Annotated in this window: 18 protein-coding genes; 5 read left to right on the top strand and 13 right to left on the bottom strand. The window is 67.0% G+C overall.

What is annotated here, in order from left to right; genetic code table 11:
• Positions 1-195 precede the first annotated feature (195 nt).
• Positions 196-432, top strand: a complete 237-nt coding sequence (gene mbp1, locus G6N68_RS08515) for a microaggregate-binding protein 1 (protein WP_163710371.1) — start codon at positions 196-198, stop codon at positions 430-432.
• 217 nt (positions 433-649) lie between these two features.
• Positions 650-1,378 (top strand): winged helix-turn-helix domain-containing protein, encoded by a 729-nt coding sequence (locus tag G6N68_RS08510; RefSeq protein WP_163710368.1) that lies wholly within the window; start codon positions 650-652, stop codon positions 1,376-1,378.
• Between the two features lie 4 nt (positions 1,379-1,382).
• On the opposite strand, the gene G6N68_RS08505 is transcribed toward G6N68_RS08510, so the two are convergent.
• Both G6N68_RS08505 and G6N68_RS08500 read right to left on the bottom strand, forming a co-directional pair.
• Positions 1,383-2,318, bottom strand: a complete 936-nt coding sequence (locus G6N68_RS08505) for a lysophospholipid acyltransferase family protein (RefSeq protein WP_163710365.1) — start codon at positions 2,316-2,318, stop codon at positions 1,383-1,385.
• Positions 2,319-2,494: 176 nt separating this feature from the next.
• Positions 2,495-3,016: an MPT63 family protein gene (locus G6N68_RS08500; protein ID WP_308205900.1), complete on the bottom strand. Its 522-nt coding sequence runs from the start codon at positions 3,014-3,016 to the stop codon at positions 2,495-2,497.
• A gap of 722 nt (positions 3,017-3,738) precedes the next feature.
• Between G6N68_RS08500 and G6N68_RS08495 the strand changes: the two genes are divergently transcribed.
• Entirely contained in the window at positions 3,739-3,927 is a 189-nt protein-coding gene (locus G6N68_RS08495; protein WP_163710359.1) for a hypothetical protein, read from the top strand.
• 69 nt (positions 3,928-3,996) lie between these two features.
• Positions 3,997-4,416, top strand: coding sequence for a MarR family winged helix-turn-helix transcriptional regulator (locus G6N68_RS08490; protein ID WP_163710356.1), 420 nt, complete (start codon positions 3,997-3,999; stop codon positions 4,414-4,416).
• A 30-nt stretch (positions 4,417-4,446) separates the two neighbouring features.
• Here G6N68_RS08490 and G6N68_RS08485 read toward each other — a convergent pair whose 3' ends face one another.
• Genes G6N68_RS08485 through rpsB form a run of 3 tightly spaced genes read right to left on the bottom strand, consistent with a single transcriptional unit; the run spans position 4,447 to position 7,525 of the window.
• On the bottom strand, positions 4,447-5,865 hold the full coding sequence (locus G6N68_RS08485) for an amidase (RefSeq protein WP_163710353.1): 1,419 nt from the start codon (positions 5,863-5,865) through the stop codon (positions 4,447-4,449).
• A gap of 6 nt (positions 5,866-5,871) precedes the next feature.
• On the bottom strand, positions 5,872-6,687 hold the full coding sequence (gene tsf, locus G6N68_RS08480; RefSeq protein ID WP_163710351.1) for a translation elongation factor Ts: 816 nt from the start codon (positions 6,685-6,687) through the stop codon (positions 5,872-5,874).
• A 13-nt stretch (positions 6,688-6,700) separates the two neighbouring features.
• Positions 6,701-7,525: a 30S ribosomal protein S2 gene (gene rpsB, locus G6N68_RS08475; RefSeq protein ID WP_163710348.1), complete on the bottom strand. Its 825-nt coding sequence runs from the start codon at positions 7,523-7,525 to the stop codon at positions 6,701-6,703.
• A 294-nt stretch (positions 7,526-7,819) separates the two neighbouring features.
• Here rpsB and G6N68_RS08470 point away from each other — a divergent pair, with 294 nt between their 5' ends.
• Positions 7,820-8,341: a M23 family metallopeptidase gene (locus tag G6N68_RS08470; protein ID WP_163710344.1), complete on the top strand. Its 522-nt coding sequence runs from the start codon at positions 7,820-7,822 to the stop codon at positions 8,339-8,341.
• Positions 8,342-8,346: 5 nt separating this feature from the next.
• Here G6N68_RS08470 and G6N68_RS08465 read toward each other — a convergent pair whose 3' ends face one another.
• From G6N68_RS08465 to G6N68_RS08430, 8 genes are all read right to left on the bottom strand, one after another.
• Positions 8,347-9,243 (bottom strand): tyrosine recombinase XerC, encoded by an 897-nt coding sequence (locus tag G6N68_RS08465; protein ID WP_163710341.1) that lies wholly within the window; start codon positions 9,241-9,243, stop codon positions 8,347-8,349.
• A gap of 33 nt (positions 9,244-9,276) precedes the next feature.
• Positions 9,277-10,437: a lactate 2-monooxygenase gene (locus G6N68_RS08460; protein ID WP_163710338.1), complete on the bottom strand. Its 1,161-nt coding sequence runs from the start codon at positions 10,435-10,437 to the stop codon at positions 9,277-9,279.
• Positions 10,437-11,285, bottom strand: a complete 849-nt coding sequence (locus G6N68_RS08455; RefSeq protein WP_163710335.1) for a siderophore-interacting protein — start codon at positions 11,283-11,285, stop codon at positions 10,437-10,439. Before G6N68_RS08455 ends, G6N68_RS08460 begins: the two co-directional genes overlap by 1 nt.
• Positions 11,257-12,453 carry a DNA-processing protein DprA gene (gene dprA, locus G6N68_RS08450; RefSeq protein WP_163710332.1) on the bottom strand — a complete coding sequence of 399 codons (1,197 nt, stop codon included), beginning with the start codon at positions 12,451-12,453 and terminating at the stop codon, positions 11,257-11,259. Before dprA ends, G6N68_RS08455 begins: the two co-directional genes overlap by 29 nt.
• Complete coding sequence (locus G6N68_RS08445) at positions 12,450-13,961, bottom strand: YifB family Mg chelatase-like AAA ATPase (protein ID WP_163710330.1); 1,512 nt, start codon at positions 13,959-13,961, stop codon at positions 12,450-12,452. The genes dprA and G6N68_RS08445 overlap by 4 nt, the downstream gene beginning before the upstream one ends.
• The gene (locus G6N68_RS08440; protein ID WP_163710327.1) at positions 13,961-14,338 is read right to left on the bottom strand and encodes a YraN family protein; all 378 of its coding nucleotides are present in this window, start codon (positions 14,336-14,338) and stop codon (positions 13,961-13,963) included. Before G6N68_RS08440 ends, G6N68_RS08445 begins: the two co-directional genes overlap by 1 nt.
• Positions 14,339-14,446: 108 nt before the next feature.
• Entirely contained in the window at positions 14,447-15,271 is an 825-nt protein-coding gene (fdhD, locus tag G6N68_RS08435; RefSeq protein ID WP_163710324.1) for a formate dehydrogenase accessory sulfurtransferase FdhD, read from the bottom strand.
• A 33-nt stretch (positions 15,272-15,304) separates the two neighbouring features.
• Positions 15,305-16,285 (bottom strand): NAD-dependent epimerase/dehydratase family protein, encoded by a 981-nt coding sequence (locus G6N68_RS08430; protein ID WP_163710320.1) that lies wholly within the window; start codon positions 16,283-16,285, stop codon positions 15,305-15,307.
• Positions 16,286-16,304: the final 19 nt, after the last annotated feature.

The following is a 16,304-nucleotide window of genomic DNA, read 5'->3' as shown; positions in this document are numbered from 1 at the left end:
TCCCGGTAACCACCCCGGAACGGCATCTCACATCCTGCCTCATCGGCAGGCTTCGTTGTGGGCCGGGTGCACATTTGACCTGCTACCGACCTTCGCCCGACTGGCATGTTTGGCCACGCAACGCTTTGGGAATCGTTCCAACGCGGTAATGCACCGCCAAACGGGCCAAATTCCATCATCGAGGAGAACTTCAACATGGGCGACAACAAGTCGGGTCCCGCCGAGGCCGTCAAAGGCGTCGTCGAGGAAGTCAAGGGCAGGGCGAAGGAAGTCGTCGGCACCGTCACGGGCCGCGGCGACCTCATCAACGAGGGCGAAGCCCAGCAGGACAAGGCCGAAGCGCAGCGCGACGTCGCCAAGAAGGAAGCCCAGGCGGAAGCCGCCCGCGCCGCCGCCGAGACGGCCGAGCAGCGCCAGAAGTCACACCAATAGCAGCACACCAATAGCTTGACGGAACGATGGGTCCGGTCTGTGGGGACAGGCCGGGCCCATCGGCTTTCTGTGGAACCTTTCCTGTGAATCCGCAAGGCGATTTCGCCCATTTGCATACTTCTGGCCTGAATTGGGTACTCGCGCTGCGCTGGCGGTCATCTCCCAAGGAGGTGCCTACGAGTAGTGGGACCCTTTTGATGGGTTGGGAGATGTTCTTGTGGAAGTCCTTCTGGTTAGCAACGATGCCGACTTTGGGTCAGCGTTGCCGACGTTGGACTCATTCGCGCACGCCATTCGGCGGGTGCCGGTAGACATCGACAATCTGCCTGGTGGCGAGGCCGACGTCGCGATCATCGACGCGCGCACCGACCTTGGGACGGCCCGCCAGGTGTGCCGTCGATTGTCGGCCAATACACCGGCAATGGCCCCGGCAATGGCCGTCGTCGCCGTCGTGGCGCTGGCCGACTTCATCGACGCCGACATCGATTGGCAATTCGACGACGTGCTGCTGAGCGCCGCCAGCGGTGCTGAGTTGCAGACCAGGCTGCGCTTGGCCATCACCCGCCGTCGCAGCGCATTGCAGAGCACCCTGCACTTCGGCGACTTGGTGCTGCACCCTGACCGCTACTCGGTGACCCGCGATGGGCGCGACCTAGGATTAACACTGACCGAGTTCAAGCTGCTGAACTTCCTCGTGCAGCACGCAGGGCGGGCATTCTCTAGAACTCGGCTCATGCGTGAGGTGTGGGGCTATGACTCAAAGGCGCGCGTCCGAACCGTCGACGTCCATATCCGACGGCTGCGCGCCAAGCTGGGCCCCGACTACGGGTCGATGGTCGAGACGGTGCGCGGCGTTGGCTACATGGCGGTGACATGGCCACAGGCCCGCTGGGTTCTCACCGAGCCGACCTTCCGGCCGCTCGCCGACGGCTCGATCGCGCGATAGCCGTTCAGCCGAACACTGGCAGCGCCCGTTTGCGCGCCAGCGCATCCATGCCGCTTTGGATGCTGTCCTGGACCTCGTGGTACTTCGCGTCCACGTAGGCCTCGTCGTCGGCGCGGGCGGCATCGCTGTCGAGTTCGACCGCGGGCATGAAGCGGGTTCTGATCTTGGCCGGTAGGGGTAGCTGCGGCAGTGCCGCCGGCGCAATTCCCCACGGCAGCGAGATAGCCAGCGGGAAGACCTTGAGCCGCAGCAGCCGATCAAGTCGCAGCGTGTGCGAGAGGCGGTCGCCGCGGATCAGCACGGGCATGGCATCGGCACCGCCTACCGTCGCGATCGGCACGATCGGCACCCCGGCCCGGATCGCCATCTTCACGAACCCGGTGCGTCCCGCCAGGTTGGCGCGGTCACGCTCGCGCCACGGCCGTAACGAATCCACTTCGCCGCCGGGCCATAGCGCCACATCGCGGCCTTCGGCCAGTGCAGTCGCGATAGCGTCCGGGGCGGCGGGCAGGACACCCATGGACCGGAAATACCGACCGAAGCCCGGTATCGCCATCAGCGCGTCGTGGGCCGTCCCATGCAGCTTGCGTTCCGGGCCGAACCGCCGCCACCATTGCAGGCCCACGGTCCACGCGTCCCAGACGAACGGTGCACCGGAGTGAATGCCGATCAGCAGCGCCGGCGGTTTGGGAATGTTCTCCCAGCCGTCGATCTCCATCCGGAACCAGTAGTCAACCAAGAAGTTCCAGAAGAACTTCTGGCGTTGCATGGTGGCTTCGTCTTGCCCTTCCAGATCCCAGTCGCCCGCGCGTTTGGCCACCCAGCCACTCACCCCGCCGTCCTGCTTGCCGCGCTTCTCCTGCATGGACTGGCGGGCCTGATCGGCGTGGTGCTGAGCTTGTTCACGGACTTCGGGTGGCCGGTGATCGGAACGAGTCATCTGTGGTGCATACCCGATCTGACGTTGGCGACCACGTCCTAACCCGAGTCCTTAATACCGAGAAAAGCGACAGTACCGAGAAAAGCGACCTCCCCGCGTCGACGTTGACGCGGGGAGGTCCTAGTCGGGCCCGCTACGGGCCCGTAGGGGCGTGAGATGTTAGCGAATTACGCGGCTCATGCACCTGACGTTTCGCCGGTTCCCTCAGTTGCCGGGGTCGCGGAGCCGGTCCCCTCGGGCGCCGGGGACATCCCGGTTCCCTCATGGGTCGGGGCCATGCCGCCCGAGCCCGGAACCGTGTTGCTCGCGTTGTTCGTCCAGATCAAGACGTCCTGGACGCCGTCGTTGTACACGACACCATTCGGCGGCGTGCCGGTCACGTCAAAGTAGACCTTGCCGGAAGCCTGGCCACCCTGCGTGATGGGCGCCGGGTTAAGACCCTCAGGCGCCGGCGTGGTGTTGACGACCTCGTAGTTCTGACCGGTCGCCGTCCGCGCGTGGAACGACGAGACCAGTGGGGTCACCGTGCCGCTGGTGGCCACTGCCGTCACGTCGGCCTCCCACAGCTGCCCCTTCGGGGTGTAACCCGGAATCGTGGTGTTGCTCTGCTCCAGGTTGCTGACCGTGTAGGCGGTCACCAACGGACCGCTACTGATCGGGGCACTGGTGCCGAACTGGTGAATACTCGGAGCAGCCATTGCTGGTGCCGCACTAAAAGCGGCGGCGGCCGCAATTCCTACCGCTCCAATTGTCGTTTTGACTGCTGTCTTGGTGAATTTCATACAGACTCCCTCCGTATTGAGTCGCTTGCGATTCCTCGCTGGCGCAAGGTGCGCATGTCATTGCGAGGACCACCCCCGTCCTGACCCATAGCCATTGCCCGGCAGACTCAAACATGAGCCGCACCCTGCGCGTCTGGTGGACCCTGCGGGCTCAGCCGCCTGACCTGCGCATTCTGCGCTGCATGCCCGCGGTAGTGACAATGCCCATACCCGGGTGGTACCGAATTCGGGATTCGCGACTCGCCGCAGCGGGCCTCGCTGCGAATGTCGGGCGCGGAGTTCGGACTGGGCTCTTGCCGCCCACGCCGCGTAGGCATGGAACATATTTCGCCGCGATGAAGAATCTCGCGGCGCCCGTGCCTGGGGCGACGTGAGGGGCAGGCCAAGGGCATTCTGATGGAGCGCTTCGGCATTGATGCCGGCGAAATCTCTGTATTTGCTGAAGCGACACTCGCGAGTACTCAATACACCCGTCTCCACACTCCCCAGCGAGCGGTCAACACGCAGCATTCACCGCATTAACCGTCGCCGTCGTAGATCCTGCGTTTGCCGGCCGGACGCGTCATTGTCGGGTCCGGAGAGTTTGCCGAGGGGGCGGTTCGGGTAACCACCAGCCCGAACGAGAGGTAGTAATTGCAATGATCGACACCGCTTCGAGTGCCCCGAGCACCGCATCGAAGTTGCTGCGGCAGCTCAATGCCAACCACGAGCCCGCAACCAAACAGCTCGCCGTGATCAGGGCCTGGCTCACCGAAAACACGCCGACGTCCGCACTCAAGTGCAGCCTGATCGCCAACGGATATGGCTTGTTGCTCAAAGGCCACTGAGCGTAGGGCACCGAGCGTCAGAGCACCGAGCGTTAGGCGTCCCCCTTCCTATATGTCAAGATCCTTGACATGGGTCACGCCGAGGACGCCCCGCTGGGCTACCTGCTTTATCGGGTGGGGGTGGTGTTGCGGCCAGAAGTCTCCGCCGCGTTGGGACCGCTGGGCCTGACGCTTCCCGAGTTCGTCTGCCTGCGCATCCTTTCGCAGTCGCCAGGTTCGTCCAATGCCGAACTGGCCCGTCGAGCAGGCGTCTCGCCGCAGGCCATGAACACGGTGCTGCGTCGGCTGGAGGAGATCGGGGCCGTGGGCCGGCCCGCGACGGTGTCCTCTGGTCGCTCGCTGCCGGCGACACTCACCCCCGACGGTCGAAACCTGCTCAAGCGCGCCGAAGCTGTCGTACGCGGCGCCGATGCCCGCTTCCTCGCCCGGCTCAGCGAGTCGGAGCAACGCGACTTCAAGCGGATGCTGGAACTGCTCGGATCTGACTGACGCTCAGCGCGCTCAGTCCAGTCAGTCCACTCAGTCCTGGATGCGGGCCGGCGGATGGGCCTCTTCGAGTTCGTACGCCAATTCCAGCAGCCGCGCTTCGTGGCCGACCTCGGCCGAAAGCATCATCCCCACCGGCAACCCGTCCGCGGAAGCAGCCAGTGGCAGCGAGATCGCGGGGTCACCGGTGACATTGTGCAGCGGCGTGAACGCGACCCAGTCCGTCAGCCGGTCGAGGAGTTGCTGGTAGTCGGTGGGCGCCAAGTGCCCGATCGGCGGCGTCACGTCCGCAAGCGTCGGCGTGAGCAGCGCGTCATAGCTACGGAACAGCTGTGCGGTGTGCCGTCGCGTCCTGCGCAGGCGGGCGATCGCCACCGGGAGTCGGTGCATGCTGGTGCGGGCGCGGCGGGCCAGTCCCAACGTCAGCGCGTCCAGCCGATCGCGGTCGAAGCTGGGGCCGAATGCGCGACGCCCGACACCGATCTGCCCCAACGCCAGCAGCCCCCAGTACAGCTTGAAATCGTCGCCGAAACTACCCGGCACCGGAAGCACGTCGACGTGCTCGACACGGTGGCCGAGCTCCTCGAGCAGCGCCGCCGTCTTCAACGTCGGCTGCTTGACTTCGGGGCCAGCCTCCCGCTCCACGGAACGCGTGATCACGCCGATCTTCAGGCGTCGCTTACCCGGTCGCGTGACGTCGCCGATCGGCGGCAGCTTGGGATTACGCCAGATGCGCTCCGCCTCGCGGAATATCGCCGCGGTGTCACGCACAGAGCGGGTGACCACCCCATTGGCGACGACGCCCACCGGCAGCCGTCGAAACTCCGGGTCCAGCGGCAATCGACCGCGGGACGGCTTGAGCCCGACCAGCCCGTTGACCGCGGCCGGGATCCGGATGGAGCCGCCCCCGTCATTGGCATGCGCGATCGGCACGACGCCGGCCGCAACAAATGCGCCCGACCCGGACGAGGACGCACCGGCGGTGTAGTCGGTGTGCCACGGATTGCGGACCGCCCCCAGCCGGGGGTGTTCGGCGGATGCGCTGAAGCCGAATTCCGACAGCTGCGTCTTGCCTAGCGCGATCAGCCCGGTATCCAGCAGCAGTCGAGTGATCTCGCTGTCTTTAGGCGCCGGGAATGGCTGCCACGCATCGGTCCCGTGCATCGACGGCACGCCGGCGACGTCGACGTTGTCCTTGATGAAGGTCGGTACACCGTCGAAGAAGCCCCCCTGGGGACTCGGGCTGCGCATCTCCTGGCGCGCCTGATCGCGCGCCCGGTCGAAAGCCGCGTACGCCAGGCCGTTGAGCTTCGGATTGACGGCCTCGGCGCGGGAGATGGCCGCCTCGACGACCTCGGCCCGGCTAACCCGGCCCGAGCGGATCTCTTCGGCGAGCGCTATCCCATCGAGATCGCCGAGGGCGTCGTCCCCGAAGGCGTGTACGCGTGCCATGCCGCGCTAGGCCTGGCCCACCTCGAAGCGAACGAACCGGGTGACGGTCACGCCTGCCTCGTCCAGCAGGGCCTTCACGGTCTTCTTGTTGTCGGACACCGACGGCTGCTCGAGCAGCACGGCGTCCTTGAAGAAGCCGTTGAGCCGCCCCTCGACAATCTTGGGCAGGGCCTGCTCGGGCTTGCCCTCGGCCTTGGCGGTTTCCTCGGCGATGCGGCGCTCGCTGGCCACCACGTCCTCCGGGACGTCGTCGCGAGACAGGTAGCGCGCCTTGAGCGCGGCGATCTGCAGTGCGACGGCGTGGGCCGCCTCTGCGTTGTCGCCCGTGTACTCGACGAGCACACCCACCGCGGGAGGCAGGTCGGCGGCCCGCTTGTGCAGGTAGGCCTCGACGGTGCCGTCGAATTGCGCCACCCGGCGCAGCTCCAGCTTCTCGCCGATCTTGGCCGACAGCGCCGCGATGGCCTCCTCGACCGTCTGGTCTCCAATGCTGGCGGCCTTGAGTGCGTCGACATCCGCGGCCTTGGAAGCCACGGCGGCGTCGACGATCTTGTCGGCCAGCTCCTGGAATTCGGCGTTCTTGGCGACGAAGTCCGTCTCGGAGTTCAGCTCGATCAACGCGCCACCCTTGGCGGCGACCAGACCTTCGGCCGTCGCCCGCTCGGCACGCTTGCCGACGTCCTTGGCGCCCTTGATGCGCAACGCCTCAACGGCCTTGTCAAAGTCGCCGTCAGTCTCCACCAGTGCGTTCTTGCAGTCGAGCATGCCGGCACCGGTCAACTCCCGAAGTCGCTTGACGTCGGCAGCGGTGTAGTTCGCCAATGGTCAGCCTTTCTTAGGACGCGTCTGTGGTTGTGTCGGGCGCGGCGGCCGGCTCGGCCGTGGCCGTGGCGGAAGCCAGCAATTCCTGCTCCCATTCGGCCAGCGGCTCGGCAGCTGCGGCCTCGGGCTTGCCGTCGCCGCGGCCCAGGCCGGCGCGGGCCTGCAGCCCCTCGGCGACCGCGGAGGCGATCACCTTGGTCAGCAGGGCGGCCGAGCGGATCGCGTCGTCGTTGCCCGGGATCGGGTAGTCGACCTCGTCGGGGTCGCAGTTGGTGTCCAGGATCGCGATGACCGGGATGCCCAGCTTGCGGGCCTCACCGACGGCGATGTGCTCCTTGTTGGTGTCGACGACCCAGATCGCCGACGGCACCTTGTTCATGTCCCGGATACCGCCGAGGCTGCGCTCCAGCTTGTTCTTCTCGCGGGTCAGGCCCAGGATTTCCTTCTTGGTGCGGCCTTCGAAGCCACCGGTCTGCTCCATGGCCTCGAGCTCCTTGAGGCGCTGCAGCCGCTTGTGCACGGTGGAGAAGTTGGTGAGCATGCCGCCCAGCCAGCGCTGGTTCACGTAGGGCATGCCGACGCGGGTCGCTTCGGCAGCGACGGACTCCTGCGCCTGCTTCTTGGTGCCGACGAACAGCACTGTCCCACCGTGGGCGACGGTTTCCTTGACGAACTCGTACGCCTTATCGATGAAGGTCAGCGTCTGCTGCAGGTCGATGATGTAGATGCCGTTGCGGTCGGTGAAGATGAACCGCTTCATCTTGGGGTTCCAGCGACGGGTCTGGTGCCCGAAGTGGGTGCCGCTGTCAAGCAGCTGCTTCATGGTTACGACAGCCATGGTGAGGCCCATATCCTTTTGTGTCGGTTGTCGCCCGGCGTCGGGTGATGCCGGGCCCTGGCGTCTGCTGCGATGCCGAACCCGTACCCATCCCTCCCTAGAGGAGGCCGGCCACGGGACCGCTCGGCATGCCGTTGCGGATCCCTGAATTACTGGGTCGCGATGCAGGCGCGCGAAGTCAGCCCGCTTTACGAGCTGCGTCGTGCAGTTTACACCGACTTTGGTTGTCCCCAGAACACGCGCGGTTGAGTGGCCGCCCGGCGGTCGATCCGGTGCACTGAGCGGGTGCGACGTATGGCGCTGCCGACGCTGTTCTGGGCCGTGTTCTTGGCCTTGTTCTGGGCCTTGTTCTTCAGCTTGGTCGACGCACCGCAGGCCAATGCGGCCGGGTCGAGGCTGGCGTGGCCGTTGCGTCCTCCCCCTGCGGTGGTGCGCGGGTTCGACGCTCCCTCGCCGAATTGGACTCCCGGCCACCGGGGTGTGGACCTCGCCGGCGTCTCGGGCCAACTTGTTTACGCTGCGGGTGAGGCGACAATTATCTACGCCGGGCCACTGGCCGGCCGGCCCGTGGTGTCGTTGGCCCACCCCGGTGGGCTGCACACCAGCTATGAACCGGTCCAGCCCAACGTCCGGGTCGGCCAGGTGGTTGACGACGGGTCCGTGCTCGGCGTGCTGGTGACCGGGCATCCCGGTTGCCCGGCGTCCGCGTGTTTGCACTGGGGAGCCATGTGGGGCCCGGCTTCCGGGGCGCAGTATGTCGACCCGGTCGGGCTGCTGGCGTCGACCCCGATCCGGCTCAAGCCGTTACACGGCTGACGCGGCTACGCCCGCGGATGGGCCTGATCGTGTACGGCCCGCAGTCGCGAGACCGCGACGTGGGTGTAGAGCTGCGTGGTGGCCAGGCTGGAATGCCCCAACAACTCCTGTACGACGCGGAGGTCCGCTCCGCCTTCGAGGAGGTGGGTGGCGGCGCTGTGCCGCAGTCCGTGCGGACCCATATCGGGTGCGCCGTCGACCGCGTTCACGGTCTGATGCACGACGGTGCGCGCCTGCCGCACGTCGAGCCGCCGACCGCGAGCTCCGAGCAGCAGCGCTGGCCCGGACTCAGCGGTCGCCAGCGCCGGGCGTCCGTCGCTGAGCCAGGCACGCAGCGCCTCTGCGGCCGGATTCCCGTAGGGCACCGTGCGCTGCTTGTTGCCCTTACCCAGGACCCGCACCAGCCGGTGCCGGGTGTCGACGTCGTCGGTGTCCAGCCCGCACAGCTCGCTGACCCGGATCCCGGTGGCATACAGCATCTCGACGATCAACCGGTCGCGCAGCGCAATCGGATCGCCTTGCTCGGCGCCCAGTTTCGCCGCGGTCATGGCCTGCAAGGCTTGATCCTGGCGTAGCACCGCGGGCAGCGTGCGATGGGCCTTGGGCGTTTGCAGCCGGACGGCGGGATCGGTGGCGAGTATTCCCCGCCGCACAGCCCAGGCCGTGAACGCCTTGATCGCCGAAGTGCGCCGGGCCAGCGTGGTGCGTGCCGCGCCGGCGCCGGCCGCGGTAGCCAGCCAGGACCGCAGCAGCGGCAGGCTGAGCGTTGTGATGTCGGCACCGCGGTCGCTGACGAACGCGAACAACGAGCGCAAATCGCCGAGATAGGCGCGCCGGGTGTGCGCCGACCGACCGCATTGCAGCGCCAGGTACTCGTCGAACTCCTCGAGGACGGCCTCCACGCCCCCACCGTCGCAGGTGCGACGGCGCGATGGTCAGTAGACGCGCCGCAATGTTTCCGGGGTGAGATCTTTGCGGTTCGGATAACCGTCGACCGCCATGATCAGGTCGGTCTCGGCCAGCAACATGCGCAGCACGTGCACGATGCCCTCGACGCCGCCGAGCGCGAGGCCGAACGCATAGGGACGGCCCACCGCGACGGCGGTGGCCCCGAGCGCCAAAGCCTTCACGACATCGGCGCCGTGGCGTATTCCGGAATCGAACAGCACCGGCAGCCCGTCGGCCGCCTCGACCACTCCCGGCAGGCAGTCCAGGGAGGGCAGGCCCCCGTTGGCTTGGCGACCGCCGTGGGTGGAGACGTAGATGCCGTCGACGCCGCCGTCCTTGGCACGGCGCGCGTCGTCAGGGTGGCAGATGCCTTTGAGGATCAGCGGCAGGTCGGTCAGTGAACGCAGCCAAGGCAGGTCCTGCCAGGTGAGCGGGCCGCCGAAAATCTGTGCCCAGCGCAGCGTGGCGCCCTGCAAGTCTTCCTCGGGTGGGCGCTGCAAGCTGGCCCGAAACACCGGGTCGCTGAAGTAGTTGGCCAGGCAGTGTCCGCGCAGCTGGGGGAAATTGGAGGTGCTCAGGTCGCGGGGGCGCCAGCCGGTGACCCAGGTGTCCAACGTGACGATGATGCCCTTGTAGCCGGCGGCTTCGGCCCGGTTGACCAGGCTTGCCGCGACCTCTCGATCGGTCGGCGGATACAGCTGGAAATATCCGGGGGTATCCCCGAACTCGGCAGCAACGTCTTCCATCGGGTCGACCGTCAGCGTCGAAGCGATCATCGGCACTCCGGTGCGGGCCGCGGCGCGTGCGGTGGCGAGGTCGCCGTGGCCGTCCTGAGCACAGAGTCCGATGACGCCGATCGGCGCCATGAGCAGCGGGGATGGCAGGGTCAGACCGAACAGGTCGACGGACAGGTCGCGCTCGGTGGCGCCAACGAACATGCGGGGTATCAAGCCCCATCGATCGAAGGCCTCGCGATTTGCGCGCTGGGTGCGTTCGTCGCCCGCGCCGCCGGCGACATAGGACCAGACCGACGGTGGCATCGCCACCTTGGCCCTGGCCTCCAACTCCTCGAAGCTCATCGGCAGCTGGGGCACCACCCCGGCTAGGCCCTTGAAGTAGATCTCGAGCTGGTAGTCGCCGTAGGCCATCAAGTCCCCGATTCTTCTCGAGCCAGTTCCTTCTTCCACTCCCGGAAGGTCTCCTCGGTGCGACCGCGCCGCCAGTAACCGGAGATCGATGAAGCCCATTTCCCTTCCACGCCACGCTCTTTGCGGATGTAGGGACGCAGGTTGTGCATGACCGCTTGCGCCTCGCCGTGGATGAACACCTGCACCTGCCCGCCAAGCCAGGGAGTCGTGGTGACCGCTTCGATCAAAGGTGCGTGATCGCCGGCACGGTCCGCGGGAACCAAATCAGCCCTGCCACCTCGGTAGACCCAGTTCACGTCAACCGATTCCGGTGCGGTCAAAGGGATCTCGTCGTCGGGGCCGGCGACTTCGATGAAGGCCTTGCCGACAGCGTCGGCAGGCAACGCTTCCAGCGCCGCCGCGATGGCGGGCAGCGCGGATTCGTCCCCGGCTAACAGGTGCCAGTCGGCCTCGGGGTCCGGGGCGTAGGCGCCGCTGGGGCCCATCAGGTAGATGGGCTGGCCGGGTTCGGCGTGGGCCGCCCATTGCCCGGCGACCCCGTGTTCACCGTGCACCGCGATGTCGATCAGGATCTCTCGGGCCTCTTTGTCGACCCGCCGAACGGTCAGAGTTCGCACCGGTGGCTGCTTCTCGGGCGGTAGGCCGGCGAAGCTGTCGAGAGTCAACGGCTGCGGCAGCGCGGCCACATCGACGTCCTCGGGAACAAAGACCAGCTTGACGTAGGAATCGGTGAAGCCGTTGGGCACGAAGGTGTCAAATCCACTACCGCCGAGGCGCACCCGGACCATATGCCGGGAGAGTTGCTCGGTACCCACGACTTCAAAGCTCTGCACGGGTCGACCCGCCACGTGTCCTCCTGTCCAGCCCCGACCCCCGTTGACTATACGAGTCGCGAACGATGCGCCATCGGCCGTCGTCACGCTCGACCAAGCCGGCCAACTCGAGCAGCGCCAGCGGTCCGAGGACCTGTTCGGGCGCCAGCGCGGCCGCCACCGCGATTTGGTCGAGCGCGGCAGCACCGCGACCCGGTAACGCCTCGTAGACCTGGCGTTCGGTCTCGCCGAGCCCGTCGAGGGGCGTGGTAGGTCGCGCTTCTTCGTCCGCCACCTCGCCGATGTGCCCGACGAGTTCGACCATGTCCTCCGCGCGGGTGACCAACTCTGCGCCCTGGCGCAGCAGGACATGACAGCCCGCCGACGCCGACGACGTCACCGGCCCAGGCACCGCCGCAACCGTCCGGCCCAACGACCGGGCCCACGCGGCGGTGCTGGCGGCACCGCTGCGTAGACCCGCTTCCACCACCACTACCCCGCCGGCAACGGCGGCCACCAAGCGGTTGCGGGTGAGAAACCGGTACCGGGCGGGCCGGATGCCCGGCGGATATTCGGTGATCAGCAACCCGCTCTTGCCGATCCGGTGCAGCAGCGCCGAGTGTCCCGCCGGGTACGGGACGTCGATCCCGCCCGCCAGCACCGCCACGGTGACACCGTCACCGGCGAGCGCGGCGCGGTGGGCAGCGCCGTCAATGCCGTACGCGCCGCCCGAGACGACCGCGACGTCACGCTCGACCAGGCCGGCCGCCAGATCGGCCGCTACATGCTCGCCATACGTGGTGGCGGCCCGGGTGCCCACGACGGCAGCGGCACGCAGGGTGATCTCGTCCAGGCGCTCGGGCCCCAGCGCCCACAACACCATGGGCGGGCCGCCGCCCGACCGCGCCCGCGCGGTAGCCCCGGCAAAGGCGGAAAACGCCAGTACCGGCCACTCGTCGTCGGCGGGTGTGATCAACCGGCCACCGCGACTCTCAAGCATTTCGAGATCTGCTGCGGCGCTGTCGATCTCGCGTCTCGATGCAGTGAGTTTGGCTAGCTCGTCGTCGACGCCGCCGTGTCGTACGCGGTCGGCCGCCTCGACCGGACCCACGGTGGCCACCAGTGCGGCCAGCTTCGGGCACGGGGGTTCGGCGGCTCGGGACAGATATGCCCACGCCAACAATTCGCTCTTGTCAGCGCTCATCGCGACACCCCCGCTTGCCGAAAGCTCAATGCGGCGGCAACGTCGTCGAGCCCGGGGACGGTCCTCCCCGCCAAGTCGGCCAGGCTCCAAGCGACCCGCAACGACCGATCGACGCCGCGGATGCTCAGCACCCCGCGTTCGAGGCCGGTCTGCAACGGCTTCATCGCGGCACTGCTGAGCCGGAACTTCCGCCGCAGCAAGGGGCCATTGACTTCGGCGTTGGTGCGGAATCCGTACGGCCGCCACCGTTCGGCGGCAGCATCGCGCGCCTGCGTCACGCGCTGCCGAACCTGCGCCGTCGATTCGCCGTCAGTCACCGAAATCTCGCCGGCCCGTACCGAATACATCTGCACCCGCAAGTCCACCCGATCCATCAGAGGCCCGGACAGTTTGCCCAGGTAGCGCCGCTTGCTGGCGGCCGGACAGATGCAGTCGCGAGGATCGGCCGGCGCGCACGGGCAGGGGTTCGCGGCCAGCACCAACTGGAATCGGGCCGGGTAGCGCGCCACGCCGTCGCGGCGGGCAAGGCGAATCTCCCCGTCCTCCAACGGAGTTCGCAACGCCTCCAGCGCACTGACACCGACCTCCGCGCACTCGTCGAGGAACAGCACCCCACGATGGGCCCGACTGACCGCGCCCGGCCGGGCCATCCCTGAGCCCCCGCCGACCAGGGCCGCGACGCTGGAACTGTGGTGCGGCGCAATGAACGGTGGCCTGGTGATCAACGGTGTGTCTCCCGAGAGCAGACCTGCCACCGAATGAATCGCCGTCACCTCGAGTGACTCGCCTTCCGACAGCGGCGGAAGGAGGCCCGGAAGGCGTTGCGCCAGCATAGTTTTCCCGACTCCGGGGGGACCCGTGAGCATGAGATGATGCGCGCCCGCGGCGGCCACCTCTACGGCGAAGCGCGCCTGGGATTGGCCGACCACGTCGATCAGATCCGCGGCCGGCTCCTCGACGGCGGGGGTGGTCGCAATCCTCTCGTGCAATCCGGCGCCGCCGTTGAGCCAGCTCTGCAATTCGCCGAGGGTCCGCACACCCCAGACGTCGATCCCATCGATCAGGCTGGCTTCGGCAAGGTTGTCGACGGGGACTACCACGGCGGGCCAGCCTTCGCGTTTGGCGGCCAGGACCGCCGGCAGCACGCCGCGCACCGGCCGGACCCGGCCATCCAGGGACAGCTCGCCCAGCAGCACGGTCTTTTCCAACCGATGCCACTGCTTTTTCAACTCCGCGGACAACACGGCCGACGCCAGGGCGATGTCGTATACAGAACCCATCTTCGGCAGCGTCGCCGGCGAGAGCGCCAGCGTGAGCCGCGCCTGGGGCCAGTTGTTGCCGCAATTCGTCACCGCCGCGCGCACCCGATCGCGGGATTCCTGCAGCGCGGCGTCAGGCAGCCCAACCAGGTGCACACCCGGCAGCCCCGATGAGATGTCCGCTTCGATTTCCACGATCTCCCCGTCCAATCCGCGCACCGCGACCGAGAAGGCACGTCCGAGCGCCATCAGCCGATCCCCTGCAAGTGGGTGAGTTCGGGAGTGCGACGCCGGCCGATTCGCACGCCGATCACATCGATGCGTATCGCCGCCCAGCGCTCGTTCTGATCAGCCAGCCACAAGCCGGCCAGCCTGCGTAGCCGTCGGACCTTGCGCTCGGTGACCGCGTACGGGAGCCCCCCGTAGCCGTCGCCGGTGCGTGTCTTGACCTCAACGAAAACCACGGTGCCGGTGGCCGGTTCGCAGGCGATCACGTCGAGTTCGCCGTAGCGACAGCGCCAATTGCGGTGCAATATCCGTAGCCCCATCCGGGTGAGGTGGTCCACCGCCAGCGCCTCACCGTGGGCTCCCAACTGCACCCGACTCATCGTCTTCACGGTCGTCATGCGATCAATCTGCACGCCCGATCCGACAAGGTTTGACACGAATCGTCGTCCCACCCACCTCAGCGGCCGGTTATGCACAGTCGCGCGTTCATCCCCAAGGCGCGAAAGCTATCTGATCCGGTCCGCCCTGGTGTAGATGTTCATCGAGTCCTCGCGCAGGAACGCCACCAGCGTGATACCCGACTCCTCGGCCAGCGACACCGCCAATGACGAGGGCGCGGAAACGGCTGCCAGCACAGGTATTCCGGCCATCAATGCCTTCTGAGTCAACTCGAACGACGCCCGCCCGCTGACCAACAGCACCGAGCCGTCCACCGGTATCCGGTCGTTCTGCAGTGCCCACCCGACGACCTTGTCCACCGCATTGTGTCGGCCAATGTCTTCACGCACCGCCAGCATGGTGCCGTCTGCGCTGAACAATGCCGCGGCGTGCAGCCCCCCGGTAGACGCGAAAACCTTTTGCGCGCTGCGCAGTTGGTCCGGCAAGACCCGCAGGGTGTCCGCCTCGACGATCACGGGATCGTCTCCTGGTGCGTACCGGCTGATCAATCGCACCGCCTCCAGCGAGGCCTTGCCACAGACCCCGCACGAGGAGGTGGCGTAGAAGTTGCGGGTGACGTCCAGATCAGGCAGTCCGACACCGGCCGCCAGGGACACGTCGAGCACGTTGTAGGTGTTGAGACCGTCTTCGCCGCGTCCATCGCAGTACCGAATGGTCACCACGTCCTCGCGCCGAGCGATCATCCCTTCGGTAAGCAGAAACCCTTGCGCTAGTTCAATATCCGATCCAGGCGTGCGCATGGTCACGGTCACCGGTTTCCCGTTGAGGCGAATCTCCAGCGGCTCCTCGACGGCCAACACCTCCGGCCGGGTGATCGTTTGATCGGCGGCCAGATGCTTGACGCGCCGACGGGCGGTGACGTGTCCGGTCACCGCCCCAACGTACCTTGACGGCAACTCGCCGGGTCACAGCGCAGCGGCCAGCGCCTCCAACGTCTCTGCCGACGAATAGGTCGGGTGCCAGCCGAGTTCACGTTCCGCTTTGGCGGTGTCCATGACCATCGACGTCCGCGCCACGTGCAGCCACTCGAGCAGGGAGGGCACGAATGGCATCCGGGAAACCGCCGCAGACGCCGCGGTCGCGGCCGCTGCCGGCACTCGAATCGGCCGGGCACCCAGGGCCTCGGCCACCTCGGAGACCGTGATCTCCCCTTTGCCGGCGATGTTGTAGACCCCGGGCGGAGCTGGCGCGGTGGCGGCCAACGCAATTGCCGTCGCAACGTCGTCATGGTGAACAAGCTGCAGCGGAAAGCCCGGGTCGGGAATCATCGGCTTGAATATCGGCAGCGCCCTGGCTATGGCGCGTATCCGTGGCGGCAACTTCATCCAGGGCAACCCACCGGCGAGGGCGTGGGCCTCCGGGCCAGCGACAATGCACGGCCGCAGCACGAAAACCTCGAGCGACGAACCCTTGGTGATCTCGGCGAGCAACGCCTCACACGTCGCTTTCTGCGCGGAGTAGTAGTGCTCGCTGGATCCCCGGGCCGGCACATCCTCGGTCAGTGGCACCGGATTGTCGGGGTGATAGCCATACGCCGCTACGGATGAGGTGTAGACAAGGCGCCGTGGTCGGCCGGCCGCGACCGTGGCTTCGAACACGTTGCGGGTGCCGCGCAGGTTGATGCGTTCGCTTTCCTGGCGCGAACCCATGATGATGAACGCCAGGTGGACCACCACGTCGGCCTCTGCGACCAGCGCATTTACCGCGTCGCGGTCAAGAATGTCGCCCTGCTGGTAGGTGGTCTTCACCCAACCCCGCGTCAACGGGTCAAACGGACGCCGCGCCATGCCGATGATCTTCGATACGGCAGGTTCGCGCTCCAAGGCCGTGACAGCCGAGATTCCGATTTCTCCGGTCGGTCCGGTGACGGCAACGGTAAGTCCCACCTGATCTCGTCTTCCCCCG

This window comes from Mycobacterium bourgelatii, assembly GCF_010723575.1.
GTDB classification, from domain to species: Bacteria; Actinomycetota; Actinomycetes; order Mycobacteriales; family Mycobacteriaceae; genus Mycobacterium; species Mycobacterium bourgelatii.
The sequence above is the reverse complement of the archived record's forward strand: the minus strand, read 5'-3'. Positions and strand labels throughout refer to the sequence as shown.

Excerpts from the sequence above, each read along its gene's own strand:
- mbp1 (WP_163710371.1), top strand. The coding sequence starts at position 196 with ATGGGCGACAACAAGTCGGGTCCCGCCGAGGCCGTCAAAGGCGTCGTC.
- G6N68_RS08505 (WP_163710365.1), bottom strand. The coding sequence starts at position 2,318 with ATGACTCGTTCCGATCACCGGCCACCCGAAGTCCGTGAACAAGCTCAG.
- G6N68_RS08500 (WP_308205900.1), bottom strand. The coding sequence starts at position 3,016 with ATGGCTGCTCCGAGTATTCACCAGTTCGGCACCAGTGCCCCGATCAGT.
- G6N68_RS08495 (WP_163710359.1), top strand. The coding sequence starts at position 3,739 with ATGATCGACACCGCTTCGAGTGCCCCGAGCACCGCATCGAAGTTGCTG.
- G6N68_RS08490 (WP_163710356.1), top strand. The coding sequence starts at position 3,997 with ATGGGTCACGCCGAGGACGCCCCGCTGGGCTACCTGCTTTATCGGGTG.
- G6N68_RS08485 (WP_163710353.1), bottom strand. The coding sequence starts at position 5,865 with ATGGCACGCGTACACGCCTTCGGGGACGACGCCCTCGGCGATCTCGAT.
- rpsB (WP_163710348.1), bottom strand. The coding sequence starts at position 7,525 with ATGGCTGTCGTAACCATGAAGCAGCTGCTTGACAGCGGCACCCACTTC.
- G6N68_RS08470 (WP_163710344.1), top strand. The coding sequence starts at position 7,820 with ATGGCGCTGCCGACGCTGTTCTGGGCCGTGTTCTTGGCCTTGTTCTGG.
- G6N68_RS08460 (WP_163710338.1), bottom strand. The coding sequence starts at position 10,437 with ATGGCCTACGGCGACTACCAGCTCGAGATCTACTTCAAGGGCCTAGCC.
- dprA (WP_163710332.1), bottom strand. The coding sequence starts at position 12,453 with ATGAGCGCTGACAAGAGCGAATTGTTGGCGTGGGCATATCTGTCCCGA.
- G6N68_RS08445 (WP_163710330.1), bottom strand. The coding sequence starts at position 13,961 with ATGGCGCTCGGACGTGCCTTCTCGGTCGCGGTGCGCGGATTGGACGGG.
- G6N68_RS08440 (WP_163710327.1), bottom strand. The coding sequence starts at position 14,338 with ATGACGACCGTGAAGACGATGAGTCGGGTGCAGTTGGGAGCCCACGGT.